General features: G+C 47.2%; 25 protein-coding genes. 3 read left to right on the forward strand and 22 right to left on the reverse strand.

Annotated elements, in window-relative coordinates; genetic code table 11:
• Positions 1–10: 10 nt before the first annotated feature.
• The 8 genes from H7F26_RS19845 to rpsU form a co-directional block, all read right to left on the reverse strand.
• Positions 11–970, reverse strand: coding sequence for a PhoH family protein (locus H7F26_RS19845; RefSeq protein ID WP_003183639.1), 960 nt, complete (start codon positions 968–970; stop codon positions 11–13).
• Positions 967–2163, reverse strand: a complete 1197-nt coding sequence (yqfD, locus tag H7F26_RS19850) for a sporulation protein YqfD (protein ID WP_003183642.1) — start codon at positions 2161–2163, stop codon at positions 967–969. Before yqfD ends, H7F26_RS19845 begins: the two co-directional genes overlap by 4 nt.
• A 17-nt stretch (positions 2164–2180) precedes the next feature.
• A complete protein-coding gene (gene yqfC, locus H7F26_RS19855; protein ID WP_003183644.1) occupies positions 2181–2462 on the reverse strand; it encodes a sporulation protein YqfC in 282 nt (93 codons plus the stop codon).
• A 55-nt stretch (positions 2463–2517) separates the two neighbouring features.
• Complete coding sequence (locus H7F26_RS19860; RefSeq protein ID WP_003183645.1) at positions 2518–2967, reverse strand: hypothetical protein; 450 nt, start codon at positions 2965–2967, stop codon at positions 2518–2520.
• Between the two features lie 29 nt (positions 2968–2996).
• Positions 2997–3989, reverse strand: a complete 993-nt coding sequence (gene floA, locus H7F26_RS19865) for a flotillin-like protein FloA (protein ID WP_003183647.1) — start codon at positions 3987–3989, stop codon at positions 2997–2999.
• 23 nt (positions 3990–4012) lie between these two features.
• Complete coding sequence (locus tag H7F26_RS19870; protein WP_003183649.1) at positions 4013–5332, reverse strand: NfeD family protein; 1320 nt, start codon at positions 5330–5332, stop codon at positions 4013–4015.
• Positions 5333–5476: 144 nt separating this feature from the next.
• Entirely contained in the window at positions 5477–5923 is a 447-nt protein-coding gene (locus H7F26_RS19875) for a GatB/YqeY domain-containing protein (protein WP_003183651.1), read from the reverse strand.
• 14 nt (positions 5924–5937) lie between these two features.
• On the reverse strand, positions 5938–6111 hold the full coding sequence (gene rpsU, locus H7F26_RS19880; RefSeq protein ID WP_003183654.1) for a 30S ribosomal protein S21: 174 nt from the start codon (positions 6109–6111) through the stop codon (positions 5938–5940).
• Positions 6112–6296: 185 nt separating this feature from the next.
• Between rpsU and H7F26_RS19885 the strand changes: the two genes are divergently transcribed.
• A complete protein-coding gene (locus H7F26_RS19885; RefSeq protein ID WP_003183656.1) occupies positions 6297–7232 on the forward strand; it encodes a Na/Pi symporter in 936 nt (311 codons plus the stop codon).
• Positions 7233–7251: 19 nt separating this feature from the next.
• Here H7F26_RS19885 and deoC read toward each other — a convergent pair whose 3' ends face one another.
• The 13 genes from deoC to gpr form a co-directional block, all read right to left on the reverse strand.
• On the reverse strand, positions 7252–7923 hold the full coding sequence (deoC, locus tag H7F26_RS19890; RefSeq protein ID WP_011198130.1) for a deoxyribose-phosphate aldolase: 672 nt from the start codon (positions 7921–7923) through the stop codon (positions 7252–7254).
• Positions 7924–8013: 90 nt separating this feature from the next.
• The gene (mtaB, locus tag H7F26_RS19895) at positions 8014–9369 is read right to left on the reverse strand and encodes a tRNA (N(6)-L-threonylcarbamoyladenosine(37)-C(2))-methylthiotransferase MtaB (protein WP_016885482.1); all 1356 of its coding nucleotides are present in this window, start codon (positions 9367–9369) and stop codon (positions 8014–8016) included.
• Between the two features lie 2 nt (positions 9370–9371).
• The gene (locus H7F26_RS19900; protein WP_003183662.1) at positions 9372–10139 is read right to left on the reverse strand and encodes a 16S rRNA (uracil(1498)-N(3))-methyltransferase; all 768 of its coding nucleotides are present in this window, start codon (positions 10137–10139) and stop codon (positions 9372–9374) included.
• 23 nt (positions 10140–10162) lie between these two features.
• On the reverse strand, positions 10163–11098 hold the full coding sequence (prmA, locus tag H7F26_RS19905) for a 50S ribosomal protein L11 methyltransferase (protein WP_003183664.1): 936 nt from the start codon (positions 11096–11098) through the stop codon (positions 10163–10165).
• Between the two features lie 23 nt (positions 11099–11121).
• Positions 11122–12249 (reverse strand): molecular chaperone DnaJ, encoded by a 1128-nt coding sequence (gene dnaJ / locus H7F26_RS19910; RefSeq protein ID WP_003183667.1) that lies wholly within the window; start codon positions 12247–12249, stop codon positions 11122–11124.
• Between the two features lie 182 nt (positions 12250–12431).
• Positions 12432–14270: a molecular chaperone DnaK gene (gene dnaK, locus H7F26_RS19915; protein ID WP_003183668.1), complete on the reverse strand. Its 1839-nt coding sequence runs from the start codon at positions 14268–14270 to the stop codon at positions 12432–12434.
• Between the two features lie 23 nt (positions 14271–14293).
• Positions 14294–14878, reverse strand: coding sequence for a nucleotide exchange factor GrpE (gene grpE, locus H7F26_RS19920; protein ID WP_003183669.1), 585 nt, complete (start codon positions 14876–14878; stop codon positions 14294–14296).
• Between the two features lie 78 nt (positions 14879–14956).
• A complete protein-coding gene (gene hrcA / locus H7F26_RS19925) occupies positions 14957–15988 on the reverse strand; it encodes a heat-inducible transcriptional repressor HrcA (RefSeq protein WP_003183671.1) in 1032 nt (343 codons plus the stop codon).
• A gap of 80 nt (positions 15989–16068) precedes the next feature.
• Positions 16069–17208 (reverse strand): radical SAM family heme chaperone HemW, encoded by a 1140-nt coding sequence (gene hemW, locus H7F26_RS19930; protein ID WP_003183672.1) that lies wholly within the window; start codon positions 17206–17208, stop codon positions 16069–16071.
• Between the two features lie 59 nt (positions 17209–17267).
• Positions 17268–19106, reverse strand: coding sequence for a translation elongation factor 4 (gene lepA, locus H7F26_RS19935; RefSeq protein ID WP_003183674.1), 1839 nt, complete (start codon positions 19104–19106; stop codon positions 17268–17270).
• Between the two features lie 145 nt (positions 19107–19251).
• Positions 19252–19575, reverse strand: coding sequence for a YqxA family protein (locus H7F26_RS19940; RefSeq protein ID WP_003183676.1), 324 nt, complete (start codon positions 19573–19575; stop codon positions 19252–19254).
• A gap of 15 nt (positions 19576–19590) precedes the next feature.
• A complete protein-coding gene (gene spoIIP, locus H7F26_RS19945; RefSeq protein WP_003183678.1) occupies positions 19591–20796 on the reverse strand; it encodes a stage II sporulation protein P in 1206 nt (401 codons plus the stop codon).
• A 118-nt stretch (positions 20797–20914) separates the two neighbouring features.
• The gene (gpr, locus tag H7F26_RS19950; protein WP_185855200.1) at positions 20915–22021 is read right to left on the reverse strand and encodes a GPR endopeptidase; all 1107 of its coding nucleotides are present in this window, start codon (positions 22019–22021) and stop codon (positions 20915–20917) included.
• 204 nt (positions 22022–22225) lie between these two features.
• On the opposite strand from gpr, the gene rpsT reads away from it, so the two are divergent.
• Entirely contained in the window at positions 22226–22492 is a 267-nt protein-coding gene (gene rpsT, locus H7F26_RS19955; RefSeq protein WP_003183682.1) for a 30S ribosomal protein S20, read from the forward strand.
• Between the two features lie 61 nt (positions 22493–22553).
• Here rpsT and holA read toward each other — a convergent pair whose 3' ends face one another.
• Positions 22554–23597: a DNA polymerase III subunit delta gene (gene holA, locus H7F26_RS19960; protein ID WP_009327866.1), complete on the reverse strand. Its 1044-nt coding sequence runs from the start codon at positions 23595–23597 to the stop codon at positions 22554–22556.
• A gap of 229 nt (positions 23598–23826) precedes the next feature.
• Between holA and H7F26_RS19965 the strand changes: the two genes are divergently transcribed.
• Positions 23827–23958, forward strand: a complete 132-nt coding sequence (locus H7F26_RS19965; RefSeq protein ID WP_003183686.1) for a YqzM family protein — start codon at positions 23827–23829, stop codon at positions 23956–23958.
• The last annotated feature ends 23 nt before the right edge of the window (positions 23959–23981 follow it).

The following is a 23981-nucleotide window of genomic DNA, read 5'->3' on the forward strand; positions in this document are numbered from 1 at the left end:
CCATTCGGAGTTATTTTGACTTTTCGTATGCTTCAATAATACGGGCGACAAGCGGGTGTCTGACCACGTCCGTCTGATCCAGTTCAACAATTGAAATGCCCTCGATATCAAGGAGCATCTTTTTTGCAACGGCAAGCCCTGATGTGACGCCCTTTGGCAAATCGATTTGCGTAATGTCGCCTGTAATGACCATTTTAGATCCAAAACCCAATCTCGTCAAAAACATTTTCATTTGTGCCGGTGTCGTATTCTGCGCTTCATCCAAAATCACAAATGCGTCGTCAAGCGTCCGCCCCCTCATGTAAGCAAGCGGCGCGATTTCAATCGTTCCTCTTTCAAGCAGCCGTGCCGTATGGTCCGTTCCGAGCACATCATGGAGCGCATCGTACAGCGGCCTTAAATAAGGGTCGACTTTCTCCTTTAAATCCCCCGGTAAAAATCCGAGGCTTTCCCCTGCTTCAACAGCTGGTCTTGTCAAAATGATCTTTTTGATGCGTCCGTTTTTCAGTTCATGAACGGCCTTTACGACAGCCAAATAGGTTTTCCCCGTTCCTGCTGGGCCGATGCCGAAGATTAAGTCGTGCCTTTTCATGGCGGCGATGTATTCTCTTTGACCGATGGTTTTGACTCTGATCGGTTTTCCTTTGGCGTTTTTCGTAATTTCCTCTTCATACATGCTTTCAAAAAACTCAAGCTTCTGCTTTTTCGCCATCTTGATCGCATACAAGACATCGCGTTCGGATATCTCGATTCCTTTGCGGATCAGATTTAGGAGAGAGGCAAGCAGGCTGTCCGCGATTTCAAACGTTTCTTCATCTCCTGTCACATACACGGTTTCTCCGCGCGTGACAATTGAAATGTTCAGCTCTTCCTCCATCAACTTCAAATGGGAATCCTGGTTCCCAAACAGCGCTTGAGCCTCATTCGGACTTTCCAGTTGCTGATGAATCGCAAGTAAGTGTTCTGTCATTCTTTAGTCTCCTGAACAATTGGTGTTGTTTGAACAATGTTTTCAATAACCTGGTAAAGGATGATCAATTTAACTTTACCATTCTCGCTCGTTTCGTGCAAAACTTTTTCACTGATAATGTTCCCGTCTCTGCCGATTTTTTTCCTGATGTCTCTTTTTCCCATTTCGATTCCTTCAAGAACTGCTTCTTTTTTCGAGTACACCCTTTTGATTTGTTCGCTCTCCCTCATATGCTCCTTTTCATAAGCGACAGGAAGCTTAAAATTCATAAAATGCAGCGAGTGTTTTTCGGTCTCCGTCTTCGGGCGCGAGAAGTCTTCTTTTTTAAATGAAAAGCCCCAGATCGGCACGGAAAATGATCCGAGGGATAGCTTGTGACTTGTCCTTACTTTACCCGTAAAAACGTCAAATGATGTCTCAAGAGGAACCGTTACTGTTGACTTGTACCAGGTTTCACCATAGATTTTCCCTTTTGCTCCGACTTTTTGCTTTTCCTCTTCGCTTCCGATCAGCCCGGAAACGAGCATTTGCCCTTTTTCAACGTGCTGGTTCACCGTGACGAGCGGCTCGCCTTTTTCCACGAACATTTTCGAGATGGTCGCCCCTTTTTTGGCGACGATGTGCCTCGGACCGATATATTTTTCTTTGTCAGGTTCATTCTTTTCAACGACTTTCATGTGAAGGGCGGTACCGTTTAACTCAATGCCCACCCAAGTGATGTTTTCGACCCGCTTTGTGAGCGCCTGCTGAATTTTTTCCGGGGTCAGCATTGAAAACTGAAAGCGGCCTTTTTTGACGCCGATTTGATCCAATTGCTGTCTGATTTGATGTTCTGTCTCTGGATTGGCTCCTGTAATATCAATTTTCCAAAGCATGTTGGACAATAGGAACATGATGATAAAAAATGCAGCAACTCCAAAAGTGAAGCCGCTATTCCGTTTAGACTTCTGCACGAGGAAAGGAAACCCTTTTCGTTTGATGAACCTGCACTTGCAGTCGAAGCCTCTGATGACCTTCCGGAAGGCATGTACATCAGAAAGCGGAATATAAAGAAAGACGGCGTCTTTCTTTTTCTTTACATTAAACATCGGGATGTTGCGCCTGGTGCATTCATTTAATAACCGTTCGATCCCTTTTCCCGTTATCTTAAGCTGGATCTTTCCTGAAAAAAAAGAAAGCCATTTATTCTTCACGCTTCTTTCCCCCCGACTTATGAATCGATATAGCGGACAAGCTCAATCGTGCCTTCAAGCAGAATTTCCTCAGGCAAAATCGTTTTGATGACAAAGTCTTTGCCTTGAATGATGCACTGCCCCTGTTTGAGCATCAGCCTTACTTCCGTATCGCTGAAAAGCAAAAGCCCTCTGTGGTTTTCAATATATATGTGAAGTCTTCCTATCATCGTAATTCTCGGAAGATCCATCATGACATCAGGGGGAATTTCCAGTGTTCTTGTCAGCCACGCTTTGATGCGGTTTTTTCTTTGCGCCATAAAAAAAGAACCCCCTTTCATCTCATATGTATGAGTGAGAAGGGGGTTCTAATACTTAAATTTTAGGCCGGCGCCTCATTGTGTAATGCGGCTTTCTCGACCGCGGAGGGCCGAATACTTCACTGAGGACAATGCCTTGAACTATTGTTTTTTTATTCATGTCGAGCAGCTCTTGCTTCCGGTTGATCACCCGGCTGCTCTGCTTTTTAATGGTCCGTTCAACGGCCGGCATGGAACGCTCGGCATCTTCTTTGATTCTGCGGAGCTCTGCTTCCATATCTGCGCTGTTTGCAGCTGCCGCTGCCGGCCGCTGGTTTTTATTTTTTGCAGGACGGTGCTGCGCCGTCTGTTTCGGCTTCGGCGTCTGCGTCCTCTGCTGTTCAGGCGCCGGTTTTCGCTTCGCTTCTTCATTTTCATCGTTTTTTCCGAGCTTGTTGAATATGAAGGAAATGGCTGCGATGATGGCCGCCATGATAATCGGATTGTCGAACAGGATATCAAGCAATGAGCTCCCTCCTTTTTACAGGGGCTTGTTTATTTATGATCCTCTTCATTTTGGTCTTTCGTCATCTTTCCGAAAGAATCGCGCATGTCAGTGTCGGCGTCGATGTTTTTCATATTGAGGTAGTCCATGACGCCGATTTTTCCGCTGCGGAGAGCTTCAGACATTGCAAGCGGCACTTCGGCTTCGGCTTCGACGACTTTGGCGCGCATTTCTTCGACGCGGGCGCGCATTTCCTGTTCTTGCGCAACCGCCATGGCGCGGCGCTCTTCCGCTTTCGCCTGGGCGATGTTTTTATCGGCTTCAGCCTGGTCGGTTTGCAGAATCGCTCCGATGTTTTTGCCGATGTCAACGTCAGCGATATCGATCGATAGAATTTCAAACGCTGTACCTGAATCCAACCCTTTGCTCAATACGGTTTGTGAAATCATATCTGGGTTTTCAAGCACTTTTTTATGATTATCGGAAGAACCGATTGTCGAAACGATCCCTTCGCCGACACGGGCAATGATCGTTTCTTCGCCCGCTCCCCCGACAAGGCGGTCGATGTTAGCGCGAACCGTGATTCTCGCTTTTGCTTTCACTTCGATACCATCCATTGCTACACCGGCAATAAACGGCGTTTCGATGACTTTCGGATTAACGCTCATTTGAACGGCTTCAAGCACGTCACGGCCCGCTAAATCGATGGCCGCACATCTGGCGAATGTAAGTTCAATGTTTGCACGTTGGGCAGCGATAAGCGCGTTGACGACCCGGTCAACATTACCCCCTGCAAGATAGTGGCTTTCCAGCTGATTGATGGCAACATCAAGTCCCGCTTTGTGCGCTTTGATGAGCGGGTTCACCACGCGGTTTGGAATGACGCGGCGGAGCCTCATTCCGATCAGTGTGAAAATGCTGATTTTAACACCAGCGGCCAAAGCCGAGATCCACAGCATGACCGGGACGAATGTAAAGAAGACAGCTAGTAGGATGATTCCGGCTGCGATAATAAGTAAAAGAAACAGTGTTGACGGATCCATTATATTCCTCCTAAAAATGTAATTTATAATTCTCTCACAACAATGCGTGAGCCTTCCACTTTAACCACTTTCACTTTCTTATCCTTTGCGGTGAACGAGCCTTCAGATACAACATCAAGCCGTTCATCGTCGATGATGACCGTTCCGGACGGTCTGAGCGGTGTATACGTGACGCCGATTTTGCCAATTAAATCGCGCCGGCTTTCATTTGACACGTATCCGCTTTCTGTGCTTGTCGAGTCGGTTAAGATCAATTTTTTAAAAAATTTCATACGCTTACCCAACACCCTTGTCAATAGAATGGATGCCGCTATCGAAACAGCAGTTGCAATCAAAATGGAGACGGCCATGACCTTAAAGCTTCCCGAAGCTAAAAAGAGGCTCGCAACAATTGCGATCAGGCCGGCAATCCCTGCTATTCCGCCCGGCAGAAAAATCTCTAAAATGATTAAAATAATGCCTGCTGCAAACAGAAGGATCGTTTCCATTCCGGCAAGCCCGGCGACGAGATGACCGTAGAAAAAGAGCAGCAATGCGGTGAGTCCCATAAAGCCGGGGATCCCAAAACCAGGAGAATAAAGCTCCACAATCAGCCCGAGGCTTCCGATTGAAAGAAGAATCGGAATCACGACCGGATGCGTGATAAACCTGGCCACCTTTTCGGCAAAGCTTACCTCGGCACGCTCGATTTTGGCATCCTTCAAATTCAGCTTTTTCAAAAGATCATCAAGGCTCGAAACTGTGCCTTCGGAATAGCCGACTTTCAGCGCTTTGTCAGGGCTTAATGTGAGCAGCTCGCCCTTTGGCGCCCCTACTTCTTTAGCATCGACGTCTGCATCGGCCATCGCGAGAGCGTATTTCGGATCACGTCCGTTTTTTTTGGCTGCGTCTTCCATTTCAGCCAGCCACAGCGATTCCGACTTTTTGTCAGCGGCATTTCCCTGCGTGTCAATGATCGCGGCAGCTCCCATTTTTCCGCCGGGCGCCATATAAATATCGTCTGCATTCAAGGCGAGGTAAGCGCCTGCGGACAGAGCCCTTCTATTCACATAAGCGGTCACCGGAATGTCGGAGTTATGTATCGTATCAGCCATGTCAAGGACTGCGTCGACCGCTCCGCCGGGGGTATTGATATCGAGTATGATATGTTTGGCATTCATATCTTCCGCTTCTTGAAATGAGCGCTCAAGAAATTTTGAAAGCCCTTTTTCAACGGTTTCTTCGATCGGAATGACATACACTGTATCTCCATCCGCTTTCACGGTCAAATGAACGCCTAGTAATAAGAATAAAACAAAACCGCAGGCCAGAGCAACAAAAATTCTAAATTTTTTCAGCAGCAATGATGGATGAGGCCTCCTTCCCCTATTATCATTAACATTACATACGTTATACATGTAGCAAAGGTTTCATCTTTCTACTACTTTTCTATTGTATGAACACGCACAAAAAAAGACGCCTTTAATTGCTTAAAAGGCGTCTTTTTCTCAAGACAGTTGTTTGCTGACAAGCTTATTGACGAGACCGCCGTCCGCCTTGCCTTTGACTTTCGGCATGACAGCGCTCATCACTTTGCCCATATCCGCTTTTGAAGAAGCCCCGACTTCGGCGATCGTCTCGTTGACGATGTCGAGCAGCTCTTCTTCCGTCAGCTGTTCAGGCATATAAGCTTCCAGAATGTCTAACTCTTTTTGAACTTTATCTACTAAATCTGAACGATTAGCGTTTGAAAATTCATGGAGGGAGTCTTTACGCTGTTTTAATTCACGAGAAAGAACAGTCAGTTCTTCATCATCGGTCAGCCTGTCTTTCTTAAGCTTGATTGCTTCGTTTTGAAGCGAAGCTTTGACCATGCGAATGACAGTCAGTTTGTCTTTCTCACGGTTTTTCATATAGAGCTTCATATCTTGATTCAGCCGCTCAAGAAGACTCATAAATCCACCCTCTTTTAGTATTTGCGCTTTCTTGCAGCTTCAGACTTTTTCTTGCGTCTTACGCTAGGTTTTTCATAAAATTCACGCTTTCTTGCTTCCTGCAAAGTACCTGTCTTTGATACACTGCGTTTGAAGCGACGAAGAGCATCTTCAAGCGATTCGTTTTTTCTAACGACCGTTTTTGACATTCTCTTTCCCTCCCTCCGAATACACCAATCGACTGCTTTAAAAAAAGACATACATATAAACATGTACTTTGACATTATAATATAAGCCTCCGGTAAGGTCAACCAAGGAGAATCGTTTTATTGTTCAGTCATGATTTCGGCAGCTTGTCTGTATATATTTATAAAGGAGGCTGTTCGAAAAACTGATGATGATCTTGATCTTGTTCGTATTATTGATCGTTCTTTTTCTCAAAGGCATGAGCATGCTGAGAAAAGGCCTGATTTCACTGACATTTGAAAAAATCGAAAAGCGGCTGCTGTTTTTCACGGATCATCCGGTGAAAGCTTTTTTGGTCAGTATTATATTTACGGGGATTTTGCAAAGCAGCTCGGCATTTATGGTGATCGTCATAGGGTTTGTCTCAGTAGGCGCTCTTTCATTTAAACGTTCGATTCCGCTCATTTTAGGGACAAACATCGGGTCCACTTTCACAACGGAATTTTTGGCGGTGAAGCTGGAATTTTTGATTTTTGCCCTTTTGGCCGCAGGTGCAGCTCTTTTCATTGCCGGAAAATCCCCTTTTCGGCAAGTCGGCGTAAGCATGATCGGCTTGGGGGTTATTTTTTTCTGTATCAGCGGTTTCAGCCGGCTTGCCGTGCCGTTGTCACAGCTAGACTCGGGCGCTTATATCGTGCAGCTTGCCGAAGATTCATCGCTTTACGCTTTGTTCATCGGCACCGTTTTGACCGCGATGATTCATTCCAGTTCGGCGTGTGTCGGCATCCTGATGAGCTTTATGGATCAAGGTGTCGTCGGATTGACCGAAGCGATGAGCGTTGTTCTTGGCTCCAACATCGGGACATGCATTACGGCCGTGATGGCATCCTTCAAAGGCGGAGCTGCAGCCAGGCAAACAGCTTATGCCCATGTTCTGTTTAATGTCATTGGTGTAGCAGCTGTATACCCTCTGCTCTCATCAATCACAGGCTTTATCTCCGGACTGTCCGAAAGCCCCGCCCAGCAGATTGCCCATTTCAGCCTGCTGTTCAACGTCGTCACGTCCCTATTGTTTTTGCCGCTCTCAAATCTGTTTCATTCGCTGATCATGTTTCTCATTCCAAACAAAAACCAGGCCCGATAAACGCCTGGTTTTTGTTTGATTAGTAGTCTTCATCCGCTGTTAACCCTTTGACAATCGACACGCCGGCGCTCGCTCCGATTCTCGTCGCTCCGGCTTCAATCATGGCAAGTGCGCTTTCCTTATCGCGGACGCCACCTGAAGCTTTAACGCCGATATCAGGTCCGACAGCTTCCCGCATCAGTTTTATATCCCGGACTGTCGCACCGCCGCCGGAAAAACCGGTCGATGTTTTGACAAAGTCGGCGCCTGCTTTTACGGCCAGTTCACAAGCCAGCCTTTTTTCTTCATCCGTCAAAAGCGACGTCTCTATGATGACTTTTACAAGAGCTTTGCCGTCGGCCGCGTCTGTCACCGCCCTGATGTCATGTTCCACTGTTCCCGTATCGCGGTCTTTTAGTGCACCGATGTTGATCACCATATCAACTTCACCGGCACCGTCTGCAATTGCCTGCCTGGTTTCAAAGGCTTTTGTTTCCGGAGACGCTGCACCTAAAGGAAAGCCGATAACTGTACATACTTTCACCTCTGACTCTTTAAGAAGCTCGGCGCAAAGCTTCACCCAGCAAGGGTTGACACAAACGGAGGCAAAACCGTAAACACGCGCTTCTTTGCAAAGCGCTTCGATTTCGGATTTGACGGTATCTGGCTTCAATGCAGTGTGATCGATCATTCGCGCAATTTGTTTTGTCATCATCCTGACTCCTTTTTAGGTGGTTGTTTGCTTAAGATATTCGCAAAAAAAGCCGGAACACCTTTTTTGTGAACCGGCTGAATTGATGATTTATGACGATAAGCGGATGTTTTCGCGGACGTCGTCTTCCGCGACGCGGACGAACTGTCCTTTGTTGTACGGATAGCCGGCTTTTAAGATCTTCACTTTAACAAGCTGGCCGATCAGGTCTTCTGAACCTTCGAAAACGACTTTCATATAGTTGTCCGTGTAGCCGACAAGCAGGTTGCCTTCGCCCGTTTCCGTGAACGGCTCTTCCGGAATGATCTCCAGAACGTCGCCTTCATAGTCTGATGCATATTCTTTCGCAAGCTGGTCTGAAAGAGCGATCAGTTTATGAACCCTTTCGTTTTTCACGTTTTCGTCAACCTGGCCGTCCATGCGTGCTGCAGGGGTTCCGGTCCGTTTGCTGTACGGGAAGACGTGGAGCTCGGAAAACTTGTGTTCTTTGATAAAGTTATACGTCTCCATGAATTCTTCTTCCGTTTCACCCGGGAAGCCGACAATCACATCAGAGGTGACTGCAAGCCCCGGAAGAGCTTTTTTGAGTTTTGTCAGCCGGTCGGCGAAAAACTCCATCGTATACTTTCTTCTCATCCGCTTTAAAACGCTGTTTGAGCCGGATTGAAGCGGGATGTGAAGGTGTCTGACGATCTTGTCTGAGCGGTCAAGCACTTCGATGACTTCGTCTGTAATTTGGCTCGCTTCGATTGAAGAGATACGGATTCTTTTCAGACCTTTCACACGGCTGTCCAATTCTTTCAACAGCTGCGCAAAGTTGTAGTCTTTCATATCTTCTCCATAACCGCCGGTATGGATACCGGTCAAAACGATTTCTTTATAGCCGGCATCAACGAGCTGCTGCGCCTGGCGGATGACTTCCTCAGGGTCGCGGGAACGAAGCAGGCCGCGCGCCCACGGAATGATGCAGAATGTGCAGAAATTGTTGCAGCCTTCTTGAATTTTCAAAGAAGCACGCGTTCTGTCGGTAAATGCAGGAACATCAAGCTCCTCAAACACTCTCGCTTTCATAATATTGCTGACGCCGTTAATCGGCTGTCTTTCTTCCTGGTACTGCTTAATATAGCCGAGCATTTTTTCGCGGTCTTGTGTACCGACGACGATATCAACGCCCGGGATCGCCATGATTTCCGCCGGGGAAGTCTGGGCGTAGCACCCTGTCACGCAAATGACGGCGTCAGGATTTTGGCGGATCGCCCGTCTGATCACCTGGCGGCTCTTTTTATCACCCGTATTTGTGACGGTGCATGTATTAATGACGTATACGTCCGCCGAACTTTCAAATTCTTTTCTTTCGTAGCCGGCTTCTTTAAAAAGCTGCCAGATTGCTTCTGTTTCATAATGGTTGACCTTGCAGCCAAGTGTATGAAATGCAACGGTTGCCATTGTTATTCACCTCTTAATAACTCTGTATGATAAGAAACTGCCGCCAACGCGTACAGCGGAGCTGTTTCCGCCCTTAAGATCCGCGGACCGAGCCCGCAGGCGAGGGCACCTTTTTCTTTTAGCGCCTCAATTTCCTCTTCTGTAAATCCGCCTTCAGGACCAAACACCATGAGTACGGATGATCCTTCAGAAAGGCTTTTGAGCACGGATTGAAACCGGCTCGTCTCGCCTTGCTTTGATGACTCTTCGTATGCAACGACACATTTATCGAAGTCCTCAAGGCTCTCAAGCAAACGTTGAAACGTGTGAACCGGCGCCACATCGGGAATCGCGTTTCTGTGGGACTGTTCTGCCGCTTCCTTGGCGATTTTCGCCCACCTTTCCCGTTTTTTCTTTGCCTTTTTTTCATCAAGTTTAACAACGGAGCGCGATGCCTGAAAAGGAATAAACGAGCTTGCACCGAGCTCTGTCCCTTTTTGAATGATCCATTCCAGCTTATCTCCTTTTGGAAGGCCGTTTGCAATATGGATCTGGACGGGCAGTTCGCGTGTTTCCCCCGTCCATTCGATAACGCTCAATAAAACCTCTTCTTTAGTGACGGACTCGATCCGGCATTTCGCTTCATGGCCGTCTTTTGCACAGCAAATGACCTCATCTCCGGGAGACATCCTCATCACAGTCGCAATGTGATGAACGTCTTCGCCTTTGATCGAGAATGCGGGTGCGGCTGTGACCTCTTGTTTTGATTGTTCGATAAAATATCGTTGCATACGCTTGTCACACCTACTAACGATTATTTTTTAGCGATGATGCTGACCCAGTCCTCCATTGAAAGAACCTCAACGATCGTAAAGCCTTCTTTCACCAGTGCATCTTTGACTTCCTGTTTTTTCTGCTGGATGATCCCCGAAGTGATGAAATAGCCGCCGTCTTTCAACAGGCTGTATGCTTGATCCGTAAAGCGCAAGATGACCTCGGCCAGGATATTGGCGACGATGATGTCTTTTTCGCCTTCGACGCCGTCAAGCAGATTATTTTGCTTAATCTCGATATGATCGCTGACTTTATTGAGCTTGGAGTTCAAGCGGGCGCTTTCAACGGCTACAGGATCGAGATCATATCCTTCAACCTGTTTGGCGCGAAGCATGGCTGAAGCAATGCTCAAAATGCCGGTTCCCGTTCCGACGTCCACGACCGAATCCCCTTCTTTCACATACCTTTCAAGCGCCTGTATGCAAAGGACGGTTGTCGGGTGGGTGCCTGTTCCAAACGCCATTCCCGGGTCCATCTCGATGATGAGTTCATCCGTATGAACCGGTGTGTACTCTTCCCAAGTCGGAACAATCGTAAACTTCTCGGAAATTTTCACGGGATGATAATATTTTTTCCATGCTGTCGCCCATTCTTCTTCGTTAACCTCGCTGATGGTGATTTTGTTGCGTCCAAGGTCAATATCATACAGCAGCAGATTATTGATCGTTTCTTTGATTCCTTCTACGGTCTCCCCCAAAAAGCTGTTGATCGGAAGATACGCTTTGATGATGACTCCTTCATCAGGATAATCATTGGGATCGAGCTGGTAGATTTCTCCGTATACATTCTCACGCTCTTTAATTAAATCAAGCGGATCTTCAATCACTACTCCACTCGCACCAGCTTCATGCAAAATATTCGAGATGGGCTCAACCGCTTCATGTGTCGTGTGAATGCAGATTTCGGACCATTTCATACTACCAACTCCTCATCCAATCATTAATCGCCTTTAAAGGCGCGCTTTACTTTATCGAAAAAACTCATTTCCTGTTCATCCGGCATATTTCCGCTCACTTCTGCAAATTCGCGGAGAATATTTTTCTGGTTTTCTGTTAAATTCGTCGGTGTCACGACGCGGACAACGATGTGCTGATCGCCTTGTCCGTACCCGCGCACGTTGGCAACGCCTTTTCCTTTTAAGCGGAACTTGGTACCCGTCTGGGTGCCCGCCGGCACTTTTAATTTTACTTTTCCGTGAAGAGTAGGCACTTCGATTTCATCTCCAAGGGCAGCCTGTGCAAATGTCAGCGGCATTTCGCAGTAAATATCGTCTCCATCGCGCTCGAAAAATTCGTGCTCTTGGACGCGGAAAACGACGAATAAGTCACCTGACGGACCGCCGTTGATCCCCGGTTCGCCCTGTCCGGCTACTCGAAGCTGCTGGCCGTCGTCCACACCCGCCGGGATGGTGACATTGATTTTCTTGCGTTTTTTCACTTTTCCTGTGCCGCCGCAAGTTGAACATTTGTGCTTGATTTGCTTACCCGTTCCATTACAGTAATGACATACTCTTCTGTTGACAACTTTTCCGAACGGTGTTGACTGCTCCATGTTCAGCTGGCCTGATCCGCCGCAGTGTGAACATGTTTCCGGCTTTGTTCCCGGTTTTGCGCCGGAGCCGCTGCATGTTTCGCACGTTTCTTCACGCGGAATTTCGATCGTCGTCTCTTTTCCGAAGGCTGCCTCTTCAAATGACAGTGTCATCGTATACTGCAGATCGGCACCCTGCCTCGGGGCATTCGGGTCTCTCCGCCTTGCGCCGCCTCCGAAAATGCTTGAGAAAATATCGTCAAACCCAAAGCCGCCGAAGTCGCCTCCGCCGAAACCTCCGCCTCCGAATCCTTGATTTGGGTCGGTGTGGCCGAACTGGTCGTAATGGGCCCGTTTTTGGTCATCAGAAAGTGTTTCATAGGCTTCTTTGACTTCTTTGAATTTTTCAGCCGCTCCGGCTTCTTTGTTGATGTCCGGGTGATATTTTTTAGAAAGCTTGCGGTAAGCTTTTTTAATCTCATCTTTAGAAGCGCTCTTACCTACCCCAAGCACCTCATAGTAATCACGCTTACTCATCTCTTCACACTCCCGATTTTCTCACATAAATTAGATTGTATCATTTCAAATTATGTTTTTTCAATTCCTTTTGTCCTTTAGGAAGAAAAAAGTCAAAGTCAAGAGATCCTGACTTTGACTTTCATCGCCTGTAAGGTCATGTGCTGTGCAAACCGGGGTAAGCACAGCACATTTTATTTCGATTATTTTTGATCTTTGTCGTCGTTTACTTCTTCATATTCAGCGTCCACGACATTATCATCGGCTTTTTTAGCGCCAGCTCCGCCGTCTTGCTGAGCCTGAGCCTGTTTTGCGGCTTCTTCGTAAAGCTTCATTGAAAGCTCTTGAACGATCGCTTGCAGCTCATCTTTTTTCGCCTTGATTTCATCAAGGTCATTTTTCTCGATCGCAGCTTTTAGCGCGTCTTTTGCTTCATTCGCTTTTTTCACCTGTGCTTCATCGGCTTTGCCTTCAAGATCTTTCAGCGTTTTTTCAGTTGTGAAGACAAGCTGGTCCGCTTCGTTGCGAAGCTCGATTTCTTCTTTTTTCTTCGCATCTGCTTCGGCGTTTTCTTCAGCCTCTTTCACCATACGCTCGATCTCGTCGTCAGAAAGGCCTGAAGAAGATTTGATCGTGATGTTTTGCTCTTTGCCAGTGCCCAGATCTTTCGCGCTGACGTTGACGATACCGTTTTTATCAATGTCAAATGACACTTCGATTTGCGGTACGCCGCGAGGAGCCGGCGGGATATCTGTAAGCTGGAAGCGTCCGAGCGTTTTGTTGTCGGCAGCCATTGGGCGCTCACCTTGGAGCACGTGGATGTCAACCGCTGTTTGGTTGTCGGCCGCTGTTGAGAACACTTGGGACTTGCTTGTCGGGATTGTCGTGTTGCGCTCAATCAGCTTCGTGAACACGCCGCCCATCGTTTCGATACCAAGTGACAGCGGAGTTACGTCCAGAAGGACAACATCTTTGACATCGCCTGTGATGACGCCGCCTTGAATTGCTGCACCAAGGGCTACGACTTCGTCAGGGTTGACGCCTTTATGCGCTTCTTTTCCAGTTTCTTTTTTGATCGCTTCCTGAACGGCAGGAATACGTGTTGATCCGCCGACAAGGATGACTTTGTCGATTTCGCTTGCAGAAAGTCCCGCATCTTGAAGAGCCTGGCGTACAGGACCCATTGTGCGCTCTACCAAGTGTGAAGACAGCTCTTCAAACTTCGCGCGGGTCAGTGTCAATTCAAGGTGCAGCGGACCTGCTTCACCCGCTGTGATAAACGGCAGGGAAATTTGCGTAGAAGATACGCCGGAAAGGTCTTTTTTCGCTTTCTCAGCAGCATCTTTTAAGCGCTGAAGCGCCATTTTGTCTTTAGAAAGGTCGATGCCGTTTTCTTTTTTGAATTCTGAGACGAGATGATCGATGATCACTTGGTCAAAGTCGTCTCCTCCAAGGCGGTTGTCACCCGCTGTAGAGCGAACTTCGAATACGCCGTCTCCCAATTCAAGGATGGAAACGTCGAATGTACCGCCGCCAAGGTCGTAGACGAGGATCGTCTGATCTTCTTCCGTTTTATCCAGACCGTAGGCAAGCGCAGCTGCAGTCGGCTCGTTGATGATCCGCTCAACTTCAAGTCCGGCGATTTTACCGGCATCTTTAGTCGCTTGACGCTCTGCATCGTTGAAGTATGCAGGAACTGTGATCACGGCTTTAGACACGGTTTCGCCCAAATAGCTTTCAGCATATGATTTCAAATGCTGAAGGATGATGGCAGACACTTCTTGCGGCGTGTACTTTTTGCCTTCAATTTCAACTGTATAGTCAGTGCCCATGTGGCGCTTGATCGACATGATCGTGTTCGGGTTCGTGATGGACTGGCGTTTCGCCACTTCACCCACCTGGCGTTCTCCGTTTTTAAATGCGACAACTGAAGGAGTCGTGCGGGCTCCTTCTGGATTTGGGATGACTTTCGGCTCTCCGCCTTCAAGCACTGCAACGCATGAGTTCGTTGTTCCCAAGTCGATTCCGATTACTTTGCTCATGATTTTTACCTCCTGCTATGTAGTTATTGATTGACTTTTACCATAGAAGGACGGATCACCCGGTCCTTAAGTTTATAGCCTTTTTGCAGTTCCTCAACGACTGCGTTTGATTCGTACGCTTCATCCTCAACCTGCATAACAGCTTGGTGCATGTTCGGGTCAAATTGCTCTCCGACTGATGGAATCTGTTCAACTCCTTCATTTTTAAGAGCCTCCAAAATTTGACGGTGCACCATTTCCATTCCTTGAAGCAGGCTTTTCGTCTGCTCATTGTCAGGATCGATCTGAAGTGCGCGCTCAAAGTTGTCAAGCGCCGGCAGCAAATCGCTGATGATGCGCTGGGAGCGGTACTTTTCAGCAGCCTCGAGATCAAGGCGTGCGCGTCTTTTGTAGTTTTCAAAGTCCGCCTGAACACGTAAAAGTTTATTTTCTTTTTCTTCAAGACGTTCTTGAAGTTCTTTTAGTTGTTTTTCAAGCATTTCTGTTTGAGTTTCTTCTGCCGGGGCATCAGCTTCAGCAGCCGTTTGTTCAGCTTCGGCTGTCTCCGCTTCTGTCTCGTTCAGTTCCTCTTGTTCGTTTAGCTCTTCGTTTTGTTTTTCTTCTGCCATCTGTGTTCACCTCCCTTAAAGGATGAGTTTCATGATAAAGAAGGGATTCCTCCCTTCTGTTTGTTTTCAGGTACTGCCTTACCCATCATACAAACTTGTCAGCGCTTTTGACAAGTCAGATGATACGTGCTGAAGCAAGCCGACGACGCGGGAGTAGTCCATGCGCGTCGGTCCGATGACCGCAATGGAGCCGATCTGTTTTGAGCCGACCGTGTATGTTGCGGTAATCAGGCTGCAGTTTTCCATCTCTTCATAGTCGTTTTCTTTGCCGATTTTGATGGTAATTCCGGACTCAGTCGACTGAAAGAGCCGGAGAATCTCCTGTTCTTTCTCAATGAGCGACAATAGCGATTTCACTCTGTCAATATCGTGAAATTCGGGCTGGTTCAGCATGTTAATCTTGCCGCCGAAAAACAGCCGGTCGGTTTGAACAGATGAATCCAGCGTTGCGCCGAGCGCGTGCAAAATCGTATCGTAATTTTGAATGTGCGACTTCAAGAAGATGACAACCTCTTTGAAAATCCTGTCTTTCAGTTCTGAGATCGGCACGCCTCTAAGGCGTTCATTTAATATATTCACCAGCTTCTCGAGATCGGAAAGATCGACCTCCGCCGGGAAATTAATCGTTTTATTCTCCACATGGCCGGTATTCGTTACTAGAATGGCAACGGCCTTCTTGGGCTGAATCGGTACAATCTGGATCTGTTTGAGATGGTTTTCACTCAGTCTCGGACCGAGGACAATCGATGTATAATTTGTCAGGTCGGACAGCACTTGGGCCGACTTCTGCACGGCTTTTTCGAGTTCAAAGATTTTTTCTTTGAAAATCGAATGAATAATGTTTAAGTCCGTTTTTGACAGCTTTCCAGGTGAAAGCAGATGATCGACATAATAGCGATAGCCCTTTTCAGAAGGAATCCGGCCTGAAGACGAGTGGGTTTTTTCGATAAAACCGAGCTCTTCCAAGTCAGCCATTTCGTTTCTGATCGTTGCCGAGCTGAATGTGATATCTTCCTTTTTGGAAAGCGTTCTTGATCCTACCGGCTGAGCTGAACGAATGAAATCGTTGACGATAACCTGCAAGATTAACAGCTGACGATTTGTTAACATCCATATCACCCCTGTTAGCACTCGGCACAACTGAGTGCTAATTGTATATCAAAATTACCAAACCGAAATCAAAATGTCAATTATAACTCACCCAGGAATGCCTGAAATACTTCATTTCCCAACAGTTTTCCATTATGTGTTAGAAACACGTTTTTGTTCGTGTTCACAATCAACCCTGTTTCTTCCAGCGAATGGAGCACCTTCGGAAAGAGATCGTCAACAGATCTTCCATATTTTTCGAAAAAGCGCTCTTTGTTTACTCCCTCAGTTTTTCGAAGACCGAGAAACATTTCTTCTTCAATCTGTTCATTTTTTGTGACCATGTGCTTTTCCTTATAAGGAAAGCCGGATTGTTCAATCAGGTCGATATAATGTTTGACAGGGCCCGCATTTACCGTTCTTTCACCATTGATATAACCGTGTGCGCCCGCGCCAAAACCGAAATAATCCTCATTGTTCCAATATGTGAGATTATGTTTGCTCTCATATCCTTTTTTGGCGTAGTTGCTGATTTCGTATTGGCCGATGCCCGCTTCTTCCATTTTCCGCATAACGAGTTCGTACATTTCAGCTTCCTGATCCTGCGGCGGCAGGTGAAGCCGGCCTTTTTTCATCAAGTTGTAGAAAACGGTTTTCGGTTCGACGATCAGCGAATAAACCGAATAGTGTTCAGCACCGAGGGCAAGCGCCGTATCGAGCGATGAAGCGAGGTGGCCGATGGTTTGTCCGGGCAGACCGAACATCAGATCAAGGCTGATATTATCAAACCCCGCCTTTCTCGCTCTTTCAAACGAAACGAGTACGTCTTTTTGCTCGTGAACCCTGCCGATTTTTTTCAGCAGCTCGTCTTCAAACGTCTGCACGCCAAAGCTCAGCCTGTCTACACCGGCAGCTTTTAAAACATCCAGCTTTTCAGCTGATAAATCGTCGGGATTGGCTTCCACTGCAAATTCAGCAAGGCTTTCGGACGGTTTCAAAACGCGATGAATGGAATCCAGGAGCCGTTCGAGCTGAGCTGCCGACAGCGATGTCGGCGTTCCTCCCCCGATAAAGATCGTTTTCAGCTCCGGATGTCCGGTTGCCTCCATTGAATTGGCCATTTCCTTCTCTAAGGAACGCAAATATTCATCAACGGGCTGAGATTGAATAAAAAACTTGTTGAAGTCGCAATAATGGCAAATGTGCTCGCAAAACGGAATATGGATATATGCTGCTTTCATTGTTTTCACCTTCTTTTACAGGAAGAAGCCGCAGTGTGTTACGCTGCGGCGGCTCATGATTATGATTTCGGGCCGCTGTCGTCCATTTTCAGGACTGCCATAAAGGCTTCCTGCGGAACTTCGACAGAGCCGACCTGTTTCATTCTTCGCTTTCCTTCCTTTTGCTTTTCAAGCAGTTTGCGCTTTCTGGAAATATCCCCGCCGTAGCACTTCGCCAAAACGTTTTTGCGCATTGCTTTGATGGTTGAACGGGCGACAATTTTTGTACCGATGGCTGCCTGGACAGGCACTTCAAACTGCTGGCGCGGAATGAGCTCTTTCAGCTTTTCGACGATAACTTTTCCTCGTTCATAAGCATAATCGCGGTGAACGATAAAGGAAAGGGCATCGATTTTTTCGCCGTTCAGCATAATATCCATTTTCACGAGCTTGGACGGTTTATATCCGATGAGTTCGTAATCAAATGACGCATAGCCTTTCGTATTTGATTTAAGCTGATCGAAAAACTCGTAGACGATTTCCGCAAGCGGAATTTCGTAGACAATGCTGACGCGGTTCGCATCAAGGTACTGCATATCAATAAACTGGCCGCGCTTGCCCTGGCACAGTTCCATGACCGCTCCGACAAAGTCGTTCGGCACCATCATCGTCGCTTTGACGAACGGTTCTTCCACCCGGTCGATCTTCTGCGGATCAGGCATGTTTGACGGGTTATCGACGACGATTTTTTCACCGTCTGTCATGTACACGTCGTAGATTACGCTCGGAGCCGTCGTAATCAAATCGATGTTGAATTCGCGTTCAATCCGCTCCTGGATGATTTCCATGTGGAGCATCCCTAAGAAACCGCAGCGGAAGCCGAATCCGAGAGCTTGGGACGTTTCCGCTTCGTACTGCAGGGCTGAATCGTTCAGCTCAAGTTTTTCAAGCGCTTCCCGCAAGTCGTTGTATTTCGCTGTATCAATCGGATACAGGCCGCAATAAACCATCGGATTCAGCTTTCTGTAGCCTGGCAGGGCTTCGGGTGCAGGGTTTTCCGCGCTCGTAATCGTATCCCCTACACGAGTGTCTCCGACGTTTTTGATTGCGGCCGTCAGGAATCCGACGTCGCCGACAGTCAGTTCGTCAGCCGGAACGGCCTTCGGTGTGAAAACGCCGACTTCAGTGACTTCAAATTCCTTTCCGGTCGCCATCATCTTGATTTTTTGACCGGCTTTTACGGTACCTTGCACGACTCTGATATAGGCGACGACCCCGCGGTAAGCATCATACAGGGAGTCAAAGATCAGCGCCTGAAGCGGCGCTTCCGGATCTCCGCTTGGTGCGGGAACCTTTTCAACGATCTGCTCCAATATTTCCTCAATTCCGATGCCTGCTTTTGCTGAAGCAAGGACGGCTTCTGAAGCGTCAAGACCGATAACATCCTCGACTTCCTGGCGGACGCGTTCGGGTTCTGCGCTCGGAAGGTCGATTTTATTAATGACCGGCAGGATTTCAAGGTCGTTGTCAAGCGCAAGGTAAACGTTTGCCAGCGTTTGCGCCTCGATTCCCTGGGCGGCGTCTACGACGAGAATCGCGCCTTCGCATGCGGCAAGGCTTCTCGAAACCTCATACGTAAAATCGACGTGTCCCGGGGTATCGATCAGATGAAAAATATATTCCTCTCCGTCCTTCGCCTGATATTTCAGCTGTACGGAGTTCAGTTTAATGGTGATTCCTCTTTCACGTTCCAAATCCATTGAGTCGAGGAGCTGTTCTTTCATTTCCCTTTGAGTGATTGCCGCCGTTTTTTCCAAGATTCGATCCGCAAGCGTTGACTTGCCGTGGTCGATATGGGCGATAATAGAGAAATTTCGGATTCTCGACTGCCTTTGTAATCGTTTTTCTTTATCTGTCACACTAATCACTCCTACTATGAAACGCAATATGCGCTAGCTTAGATTATATCAATAGGGTTGTGAAGATTCAATGCTAAGTCACATATGCTTTCTAAACCCGAAAAAGAAAAAACGAGTCCTGCATCCGGCTCGTTTTTTCTTTTACCTATTCCGTTTTTTCCTTTATCCAGTCATACAATGAACGGGCTGTGTTTGTGACCGAATCGGCCAGGGCTCGGCCGGCCGAGGAAAAGAGGTTGAAAGCTTCCAGCTGTTCCAGCTCTTTTTGTTTTTCCTCCAAATCGATTTGATGGCCGAGGACTGACGCCTCTTTCGCATCCCCTTCAGATATGCTGAGCGCTGCTTTTAAATCAGGGTCCTCGTACCCTTTCATTTCAATCATTCCGTTGTTCGCCTGCTGCATGCCGAGAAGAACGCCGAAAAACATGACAGCGCAAGCCAATATGCATTTTCCCATAAAAGAAGCCACTTCGATCACCTGCCTCTATTGTTTTTTCTTATCGTCTTCACCGGAGTCTGCATCAACTTTTTCAGCATTCCAGTACATCTCGCTGAATACATCCGCCATCGCTTCTGCAGCCCGCTCCAGCTCTTCGCGGTTATTATCTACGCCGCCAAATTCGATTAAGACGGATCTTTCGTTTAAATCCTGATTATATATGCCATTATCCCCGGCAGCTCCCTTAGATATAACTCCGCGGCTCAAACCGGGATATTTTTTTTCCATCCGTTCATGCAGCTCTTTTGCCAGCTTTAAGTTCGATTCGAAATTAGAGCTCTTCTTGCCGAGCACAAACGCAACGCGTGCATAGCTTTTTCCTTTGACAGTCGCGGTTGTCGCTTTCTTCCGTTGCGAATCCCTGTGAATATCGATAAAATACTGCAAGTCTTTGTTCTGGGCCATCGCCTCTTTGACGACCGGCCTTGATTCATCATAGGAACGGGCATAGGCCCAGCCTTTTTTCCGCAAATTCGCCTGAAAATCGGTTTTATCCACCATCGCCCCGACGCCCTGCGATTTCATCGCATTTGCGAGCATATCGCTGACAAGCGTAACATTTGCTTTCGAATGAATCGCCCGATCAGGATCTGCCTCACCTTTTAAAAAGGGAAGATACGATTCCGTATTGTGCGTATTGTAGATAAATACGACTTTGCGGCCGCCCGTCGATTGTTCAGGAGGTTTTTCCCCGTCTGTTTTCTTTTTCTGTTTCCCTTCAAGCTCTGCAAGATTCGCTTCTCTCTCCTCTTTTAAGACCTCAGTCGGCGGCGGAGATTCTGACGGCATATTCGTATAATCCGTCCCTTGCCCGGCAATGAGGATTTCCGAGTCAAAATGAGAGAATCCCGGAAGCTCCCGTCCGAGAAAACTTCGCGGATCTTTCAAATTAATGCTGGTCGCCAGCTTCAGGACGAGGGGGGAAAGCTCAAAGCGCTTATTCGGTTCCGGCAATTCTGATGCAAAGTAGTGGTTTTCCATTCCCAAAATGAGCCCAAAGGTCTCGCCCTTCAGTTCATCAGCCACCCGGTACAACGATGAAGACGGCCTTAACTCAGGACGCAGCGATGTGAGCACGCCTGATAAAATAAAAACGAGCAGCAGGCTGACGATAAATAAGAATACTGTCTTAACCGCGCTTCTTCCATTTACAGCCAGCACAAACTGACGATTCCTGCCTCTTTTTCTCATTGTAAATCCCTCCAGAGCTTGTCTAGTAAATAGACTATGTACAAGATAGAGGAAGTAGAACAAGTTCCGGCAATGCTAAATGTCATGAAAAAAAGCGGCCGGGCCAGCCGCCTTGATCTTAGTGGTTATACATTCCTTTATTGTCTTGCGATACATTTTCATGGAGCGCTGTGTTCAGACCGTTTGCAATCACATTTGCCATATCATCGATAAAAGTATCGACTTCTTTAGGGGTCACCATTAAGTTATGGCCGAGCGGAGCGAGGACTTCATGGATCAGCTGCCTTTTTTCATCCTCTGCGAGGCCTCCGACTATACCGAGAAACGATTTGCGGTGCTCTTCATCGGGAAGGTCTTCTTCGGTGAGGACCTTTTTTTTCCCAAAGCTCATCCCCGCGGGAACGAGCGACCTGGACGGACTGTCGTCTCTCATCTCTCTTCCAAAATGCTTCAGCATGTAATCAATCGTGTCGCTCGTGATCGTGACGGCATCGACCACTGTCGGAACACCGATGGCGATGACCGGAATGCCGAGCGTATCCTTGCTTAACTCTTTTCTTTTATTCCCCACACCAGACCCGGGGTGTATCCCGCTGTCTGAAATTTGAATGGTAGAATTCACACGCTCGATCCCTCTTGATGCCAGCGCATCAATGGCAATGACAAAATCGGGCTTTGAGCGATCGATCACCCCTTGGATAATGTCGCTCGTTTCAATTCCGGTCAAGCCCATGACTCCCGGGGAAAGCGCACTCACCGGACGGTAGCCTTCCTCTACATTTTCGGGCTGCAGCTGAAACAGGTGCCTCGTCACGAGAAGGTTCTCCGTCACTAGGGGGCCGAGCGAGTCGGGCGTGACATTCCAGTTGCCGAGCCCGACTATTAAGCAGCTGGCATCCCGCGGAATGCCCAAATAATCGAGAAACGAGGAAAATTCCTTTGCGAAGACATCGACGACTTTTTCCTGCAATACGGAATCCTGCTGTCTGATCCCTTGTGTTTCAAAGGTTAAATAGCGGCCGGCTTTTTTCCCCGACAGCTTCGCTCCTTCTTCATCAATATCCATCGTCTGAATTTTGACCCCGTCTTTTTCGTATTCTTTGACTGTAAACCCTTTCAGCTCTTTCTTTGGAGAAGCTTCCTTTTCCTCTGCCAGATCCCTCGCTTCCACGGCTAAGTCTGTCCGGACTGCATATTGACTTAAATCGAGCTTCTTTTTCTCCATATTTGCATTCCCTCCAAAAACATAACTGGTGTTAGTGTGCCCACAAGGTCTGCAAACATTCCCGCGAAGCGGAGCTTTCAAATAAAAATACTTTACATTTATATTGCAATCTAAGGGTGTGTTTGATAGAATACAATTTGTTCTATTGTTGAGATCTAACCTATAGAAAAGGAACAGAGGTTATGTCTTAGGAGGTGAAACACATTGCCAAACATTAAATCAGCGATCAAACGCACAAAAACAAACAACGAGCGCCGCGCGCACAACGCAACAATCAAATCTGCAATGCGCACTGCTATGAAACAAGTTGAAACTTTCGTAAGCAACAACGAAGCAGACAAAGCGAAAGCAGCTCTATCTGCAGCAGCAAAGAAAATCGATAAAGCAGCTAAAAAAGGTCTTGTCCACAAAAACACCGCCGCTCGTTACAAATCAAACCTAGCGAAAAAAGTGAACGGACTTTCTGCATAATAGAAAGCTTGGCTATGCCAAGCTTTTTTGCTTGCGTGAAGGATGAAAAAAACGGCTCTCTTTAAAGGAGGCCGTTTTTTTCATGAGGCTGCAGCAGCTTCAGCAAAAACAGTTCAAGCAGGAGCTGCTTGTCTTTTTTGCCTGTCTTCATTTCATAATCCATCACGGCGAGCTGCTCGATAATGTTCCTAAGCTCCTGCTCTGAAAAAAGCCTCGCCTGCTCGATCGCCAGCTTCACCCTGAACGGGTGCACTTTAAGGTTTGAGGCGATTTGCTTTTGTCCGTATCCCTGGTCAGAAAAATATTTGGTCTGCATCAGCAGCCTGAACTGATTAGCAATCAGCGCCATCATTTTAATCGGCTCTTCATTTTGCTTTAATAGATCGTAGAAAATCTGCAGCGCTTCTGTACGTTTCCGATTGACGACCTTATTGATCAGTTCGAAAATATTTTGTTCAAGCCCTCTCGCTACAAGCTTTCTGACATCCTCTATGGTGATCTCTCCGCGGTCACCGGTATATGTACTGAGCTTTTTAACCTCCTGGGCAATGGCTGACAGACTTGCATGACATAACAGGACAAGCTCCTCCGCCGCTTCCGGTTCGATTTGTTTGCCTTCCGACTTCGCGAGGCCTGCGATAAAGTCAGCCGTTTCTTTGGCGGTTAATTCCTTCGCTTCCACCATGTGCGCATGCTTTTTCAGGAGCTTGGTCAGCTTTTTCCGTTCATCGAGCTTTTCATAAGGCGCAAGCAAAACAAACACGGAATAAGGTGCCGGCTGCGTAATGTAAGCTTCCAGTACACCGAGATTATGCTCAAGCTTATCCTTCTTTTTTTCAGCTGTTAAAAACGCCGGGTTTTTCGCCACGACAAGACGCCTTTCCCCCATAAACGGAAAGGTTTCCGCATCCTCCACGGCAAGATCGAGCGCGTCTTCTTCCAGATCAAATATCGAGAAGTTAAAGTCTTTCGTCTCTTCATCAACAACGGCTTGTCTGATCCTTTGAACCGTCTCCTGCAGAAGATGCGTCTCTTTCCCGTACAAGCAATAAACAGGATGAATGTCGCCTTTTTTCAAGCTTTTCCAAACATCAAATACCGTCATCTGCACTTTCCCCTCTTTCATCCTTCCTTTCTATCCTAAAGCGTGTTTTGCAATTAGTAAAGAGAGAAGCGGAGTCACCCGCTCTCTCATTTATAATAAACGCCTTCCATAAACCCCCGGGTCAGTTTATAGAAGACGATGTTCATAAATTTTAGAAAACGGTTGCATGAAGCTCCTAGATTTTTGCAAAGAATTGAATTATACTGGATATCAATAGGAGGGGTAAATTGTGAATGAATTTGAAAAAGACGTGCAAAGCAAACGTAACGATCTTGTAGATTCAGGTGTCGGTTTTATCGTGTCTTTTGGCTTTTTCGCTACAATGTTTATTATCGCTACTGTTATACATCTGGCCGCTTAATCAAGCCAAGTCATGGACACCGC

The sequence above is a fragment of the Bacillus sp. PAMC28748 genome, assembly GCF_014250415.1.
GTDB lineage: Bacteria > Bacillota > Bacilli > Bacillales > Bacillaceae > Bacillus > Bacillus licheniformis.

Bases quoted from the DNA above. Each gene is read 5' to 3' on its own strand.
- deoC (WP_011198130.1), bottom strand. From the start codon at position 7,923: ATGACAAAACAAATTGCGCGAATGATCGATCACACTGCATTGAAGCCA.
- hrcA (WP_003183671.1), bottom strand. From the start codon at position 15,988: ATGTTAACAAATCGTCAGCTGTTAATCTTGCAGGTTATCGTCAACGAT.
- dnaJ (WP_003183667.1), bottom strand. From the start codon at position 12,249: ATGAGTAAGCGTGATTACTATGAGGTGCTTGGGGTAGGTAAGAGCGCT.
- hemW (WP_003183672.1), bottom strand. From the start codon at position 17,208: ATGAAAGCAGCATATATCCATATTCCGTTTTGCGAGCACATTTGCCAT.
- grpE (WP_003183669.1), bottom strand. From the start codon at position 14,878: ATGGCAGAAGAAAAACAAAACGAAGAGCTAAACGAACAAGAGGAACTG.
- spoIIP (WP_003183678.1), bottom strand. From the start codon at position 20,796: ATGAGAAAAAGAGGCAGGAATCGTCAGTTTGTGCTGGCTGTAAATGGA.
- holA (WP_009327866.1), bottom strand. From the start codon at position 23,597: ATGACGGTATTTGATGTTTGGAAAAGCTTGAAAAAAGGCGACATTCAT.
- floA (WP_003183647.1), bottom strand. From the start codon at position 3,989: ATGGATCCGTCAACACTGTTTCTTTTACTTATTATCGCAGCCGGAATC.
- dnaK (WP_003183668.1), bottom strand. From the start codon at position 14,270: ATGAGCAAAGTAATCGGAATCGACTTGGGAACAACGAACTCATGCGTT.
- H7F26_RS19845 (WP_003183639.1), bottom strand. From the start codon at position 970: ATGACAGAACACTTACTTGCGATTCATCAGCAACTGGAAAGTCCGAAT.
- yqfC (WP_003183644.1), bottom strand. From the start codon at position 2,462: ATGGCGCAAAGAAAAAACCGCATCAAAGCGTGGCTGACAAGAACACTG.
- H7F26_RS19900 (WP_003183662.1), bottom strand. From the start codon at position 10,139: ATGCAACGATATTTTATCGAACAATCAAAACAAGAGGTCACAGCCGCA.
- rpsU (WP_003183654.1), bottom strand. From the start codon at position 6,111: ATGTCAAAAACGGTCGTTAGAAAAAACGAATCGCTTGAAGATGCTCTT.
- H7F26_RS19885 (WP_003183656.1), top strand. From the start codon at position 6,297: ATGATGATCTTGATCTTGTTCGTATTATTGATCGTTCTTTTTCTCAAA.
- mtaB (WP_016885482.1), bottom strand. From the start codon at position 9,369: ATGGCAACCGTTGCATTTCATACACTTGGCTGCAAGGTCAACCATTAT.
- gpr (WP_185855200.1), bottom strand. From the start codon at position 22,021: ATGGAGAAAAAGAAGCTCGATTTAAGTCAATATGCAGTCCGGACAGAC.
- H7F26_RS19875 (WP_003183651.1), bottom strand. From the start codon at position 5,923: ATGAGTCTTCTTGAGCGGCTGAATCAAGATATGAAGCTCTATATGAAA.
- prmA (WP_003183664.1), bottom strand. From the start codon at position 11,098: ATGAAATGGTCCGAAATCTGCATTCACACGACACATGAAGCGGTTGAG.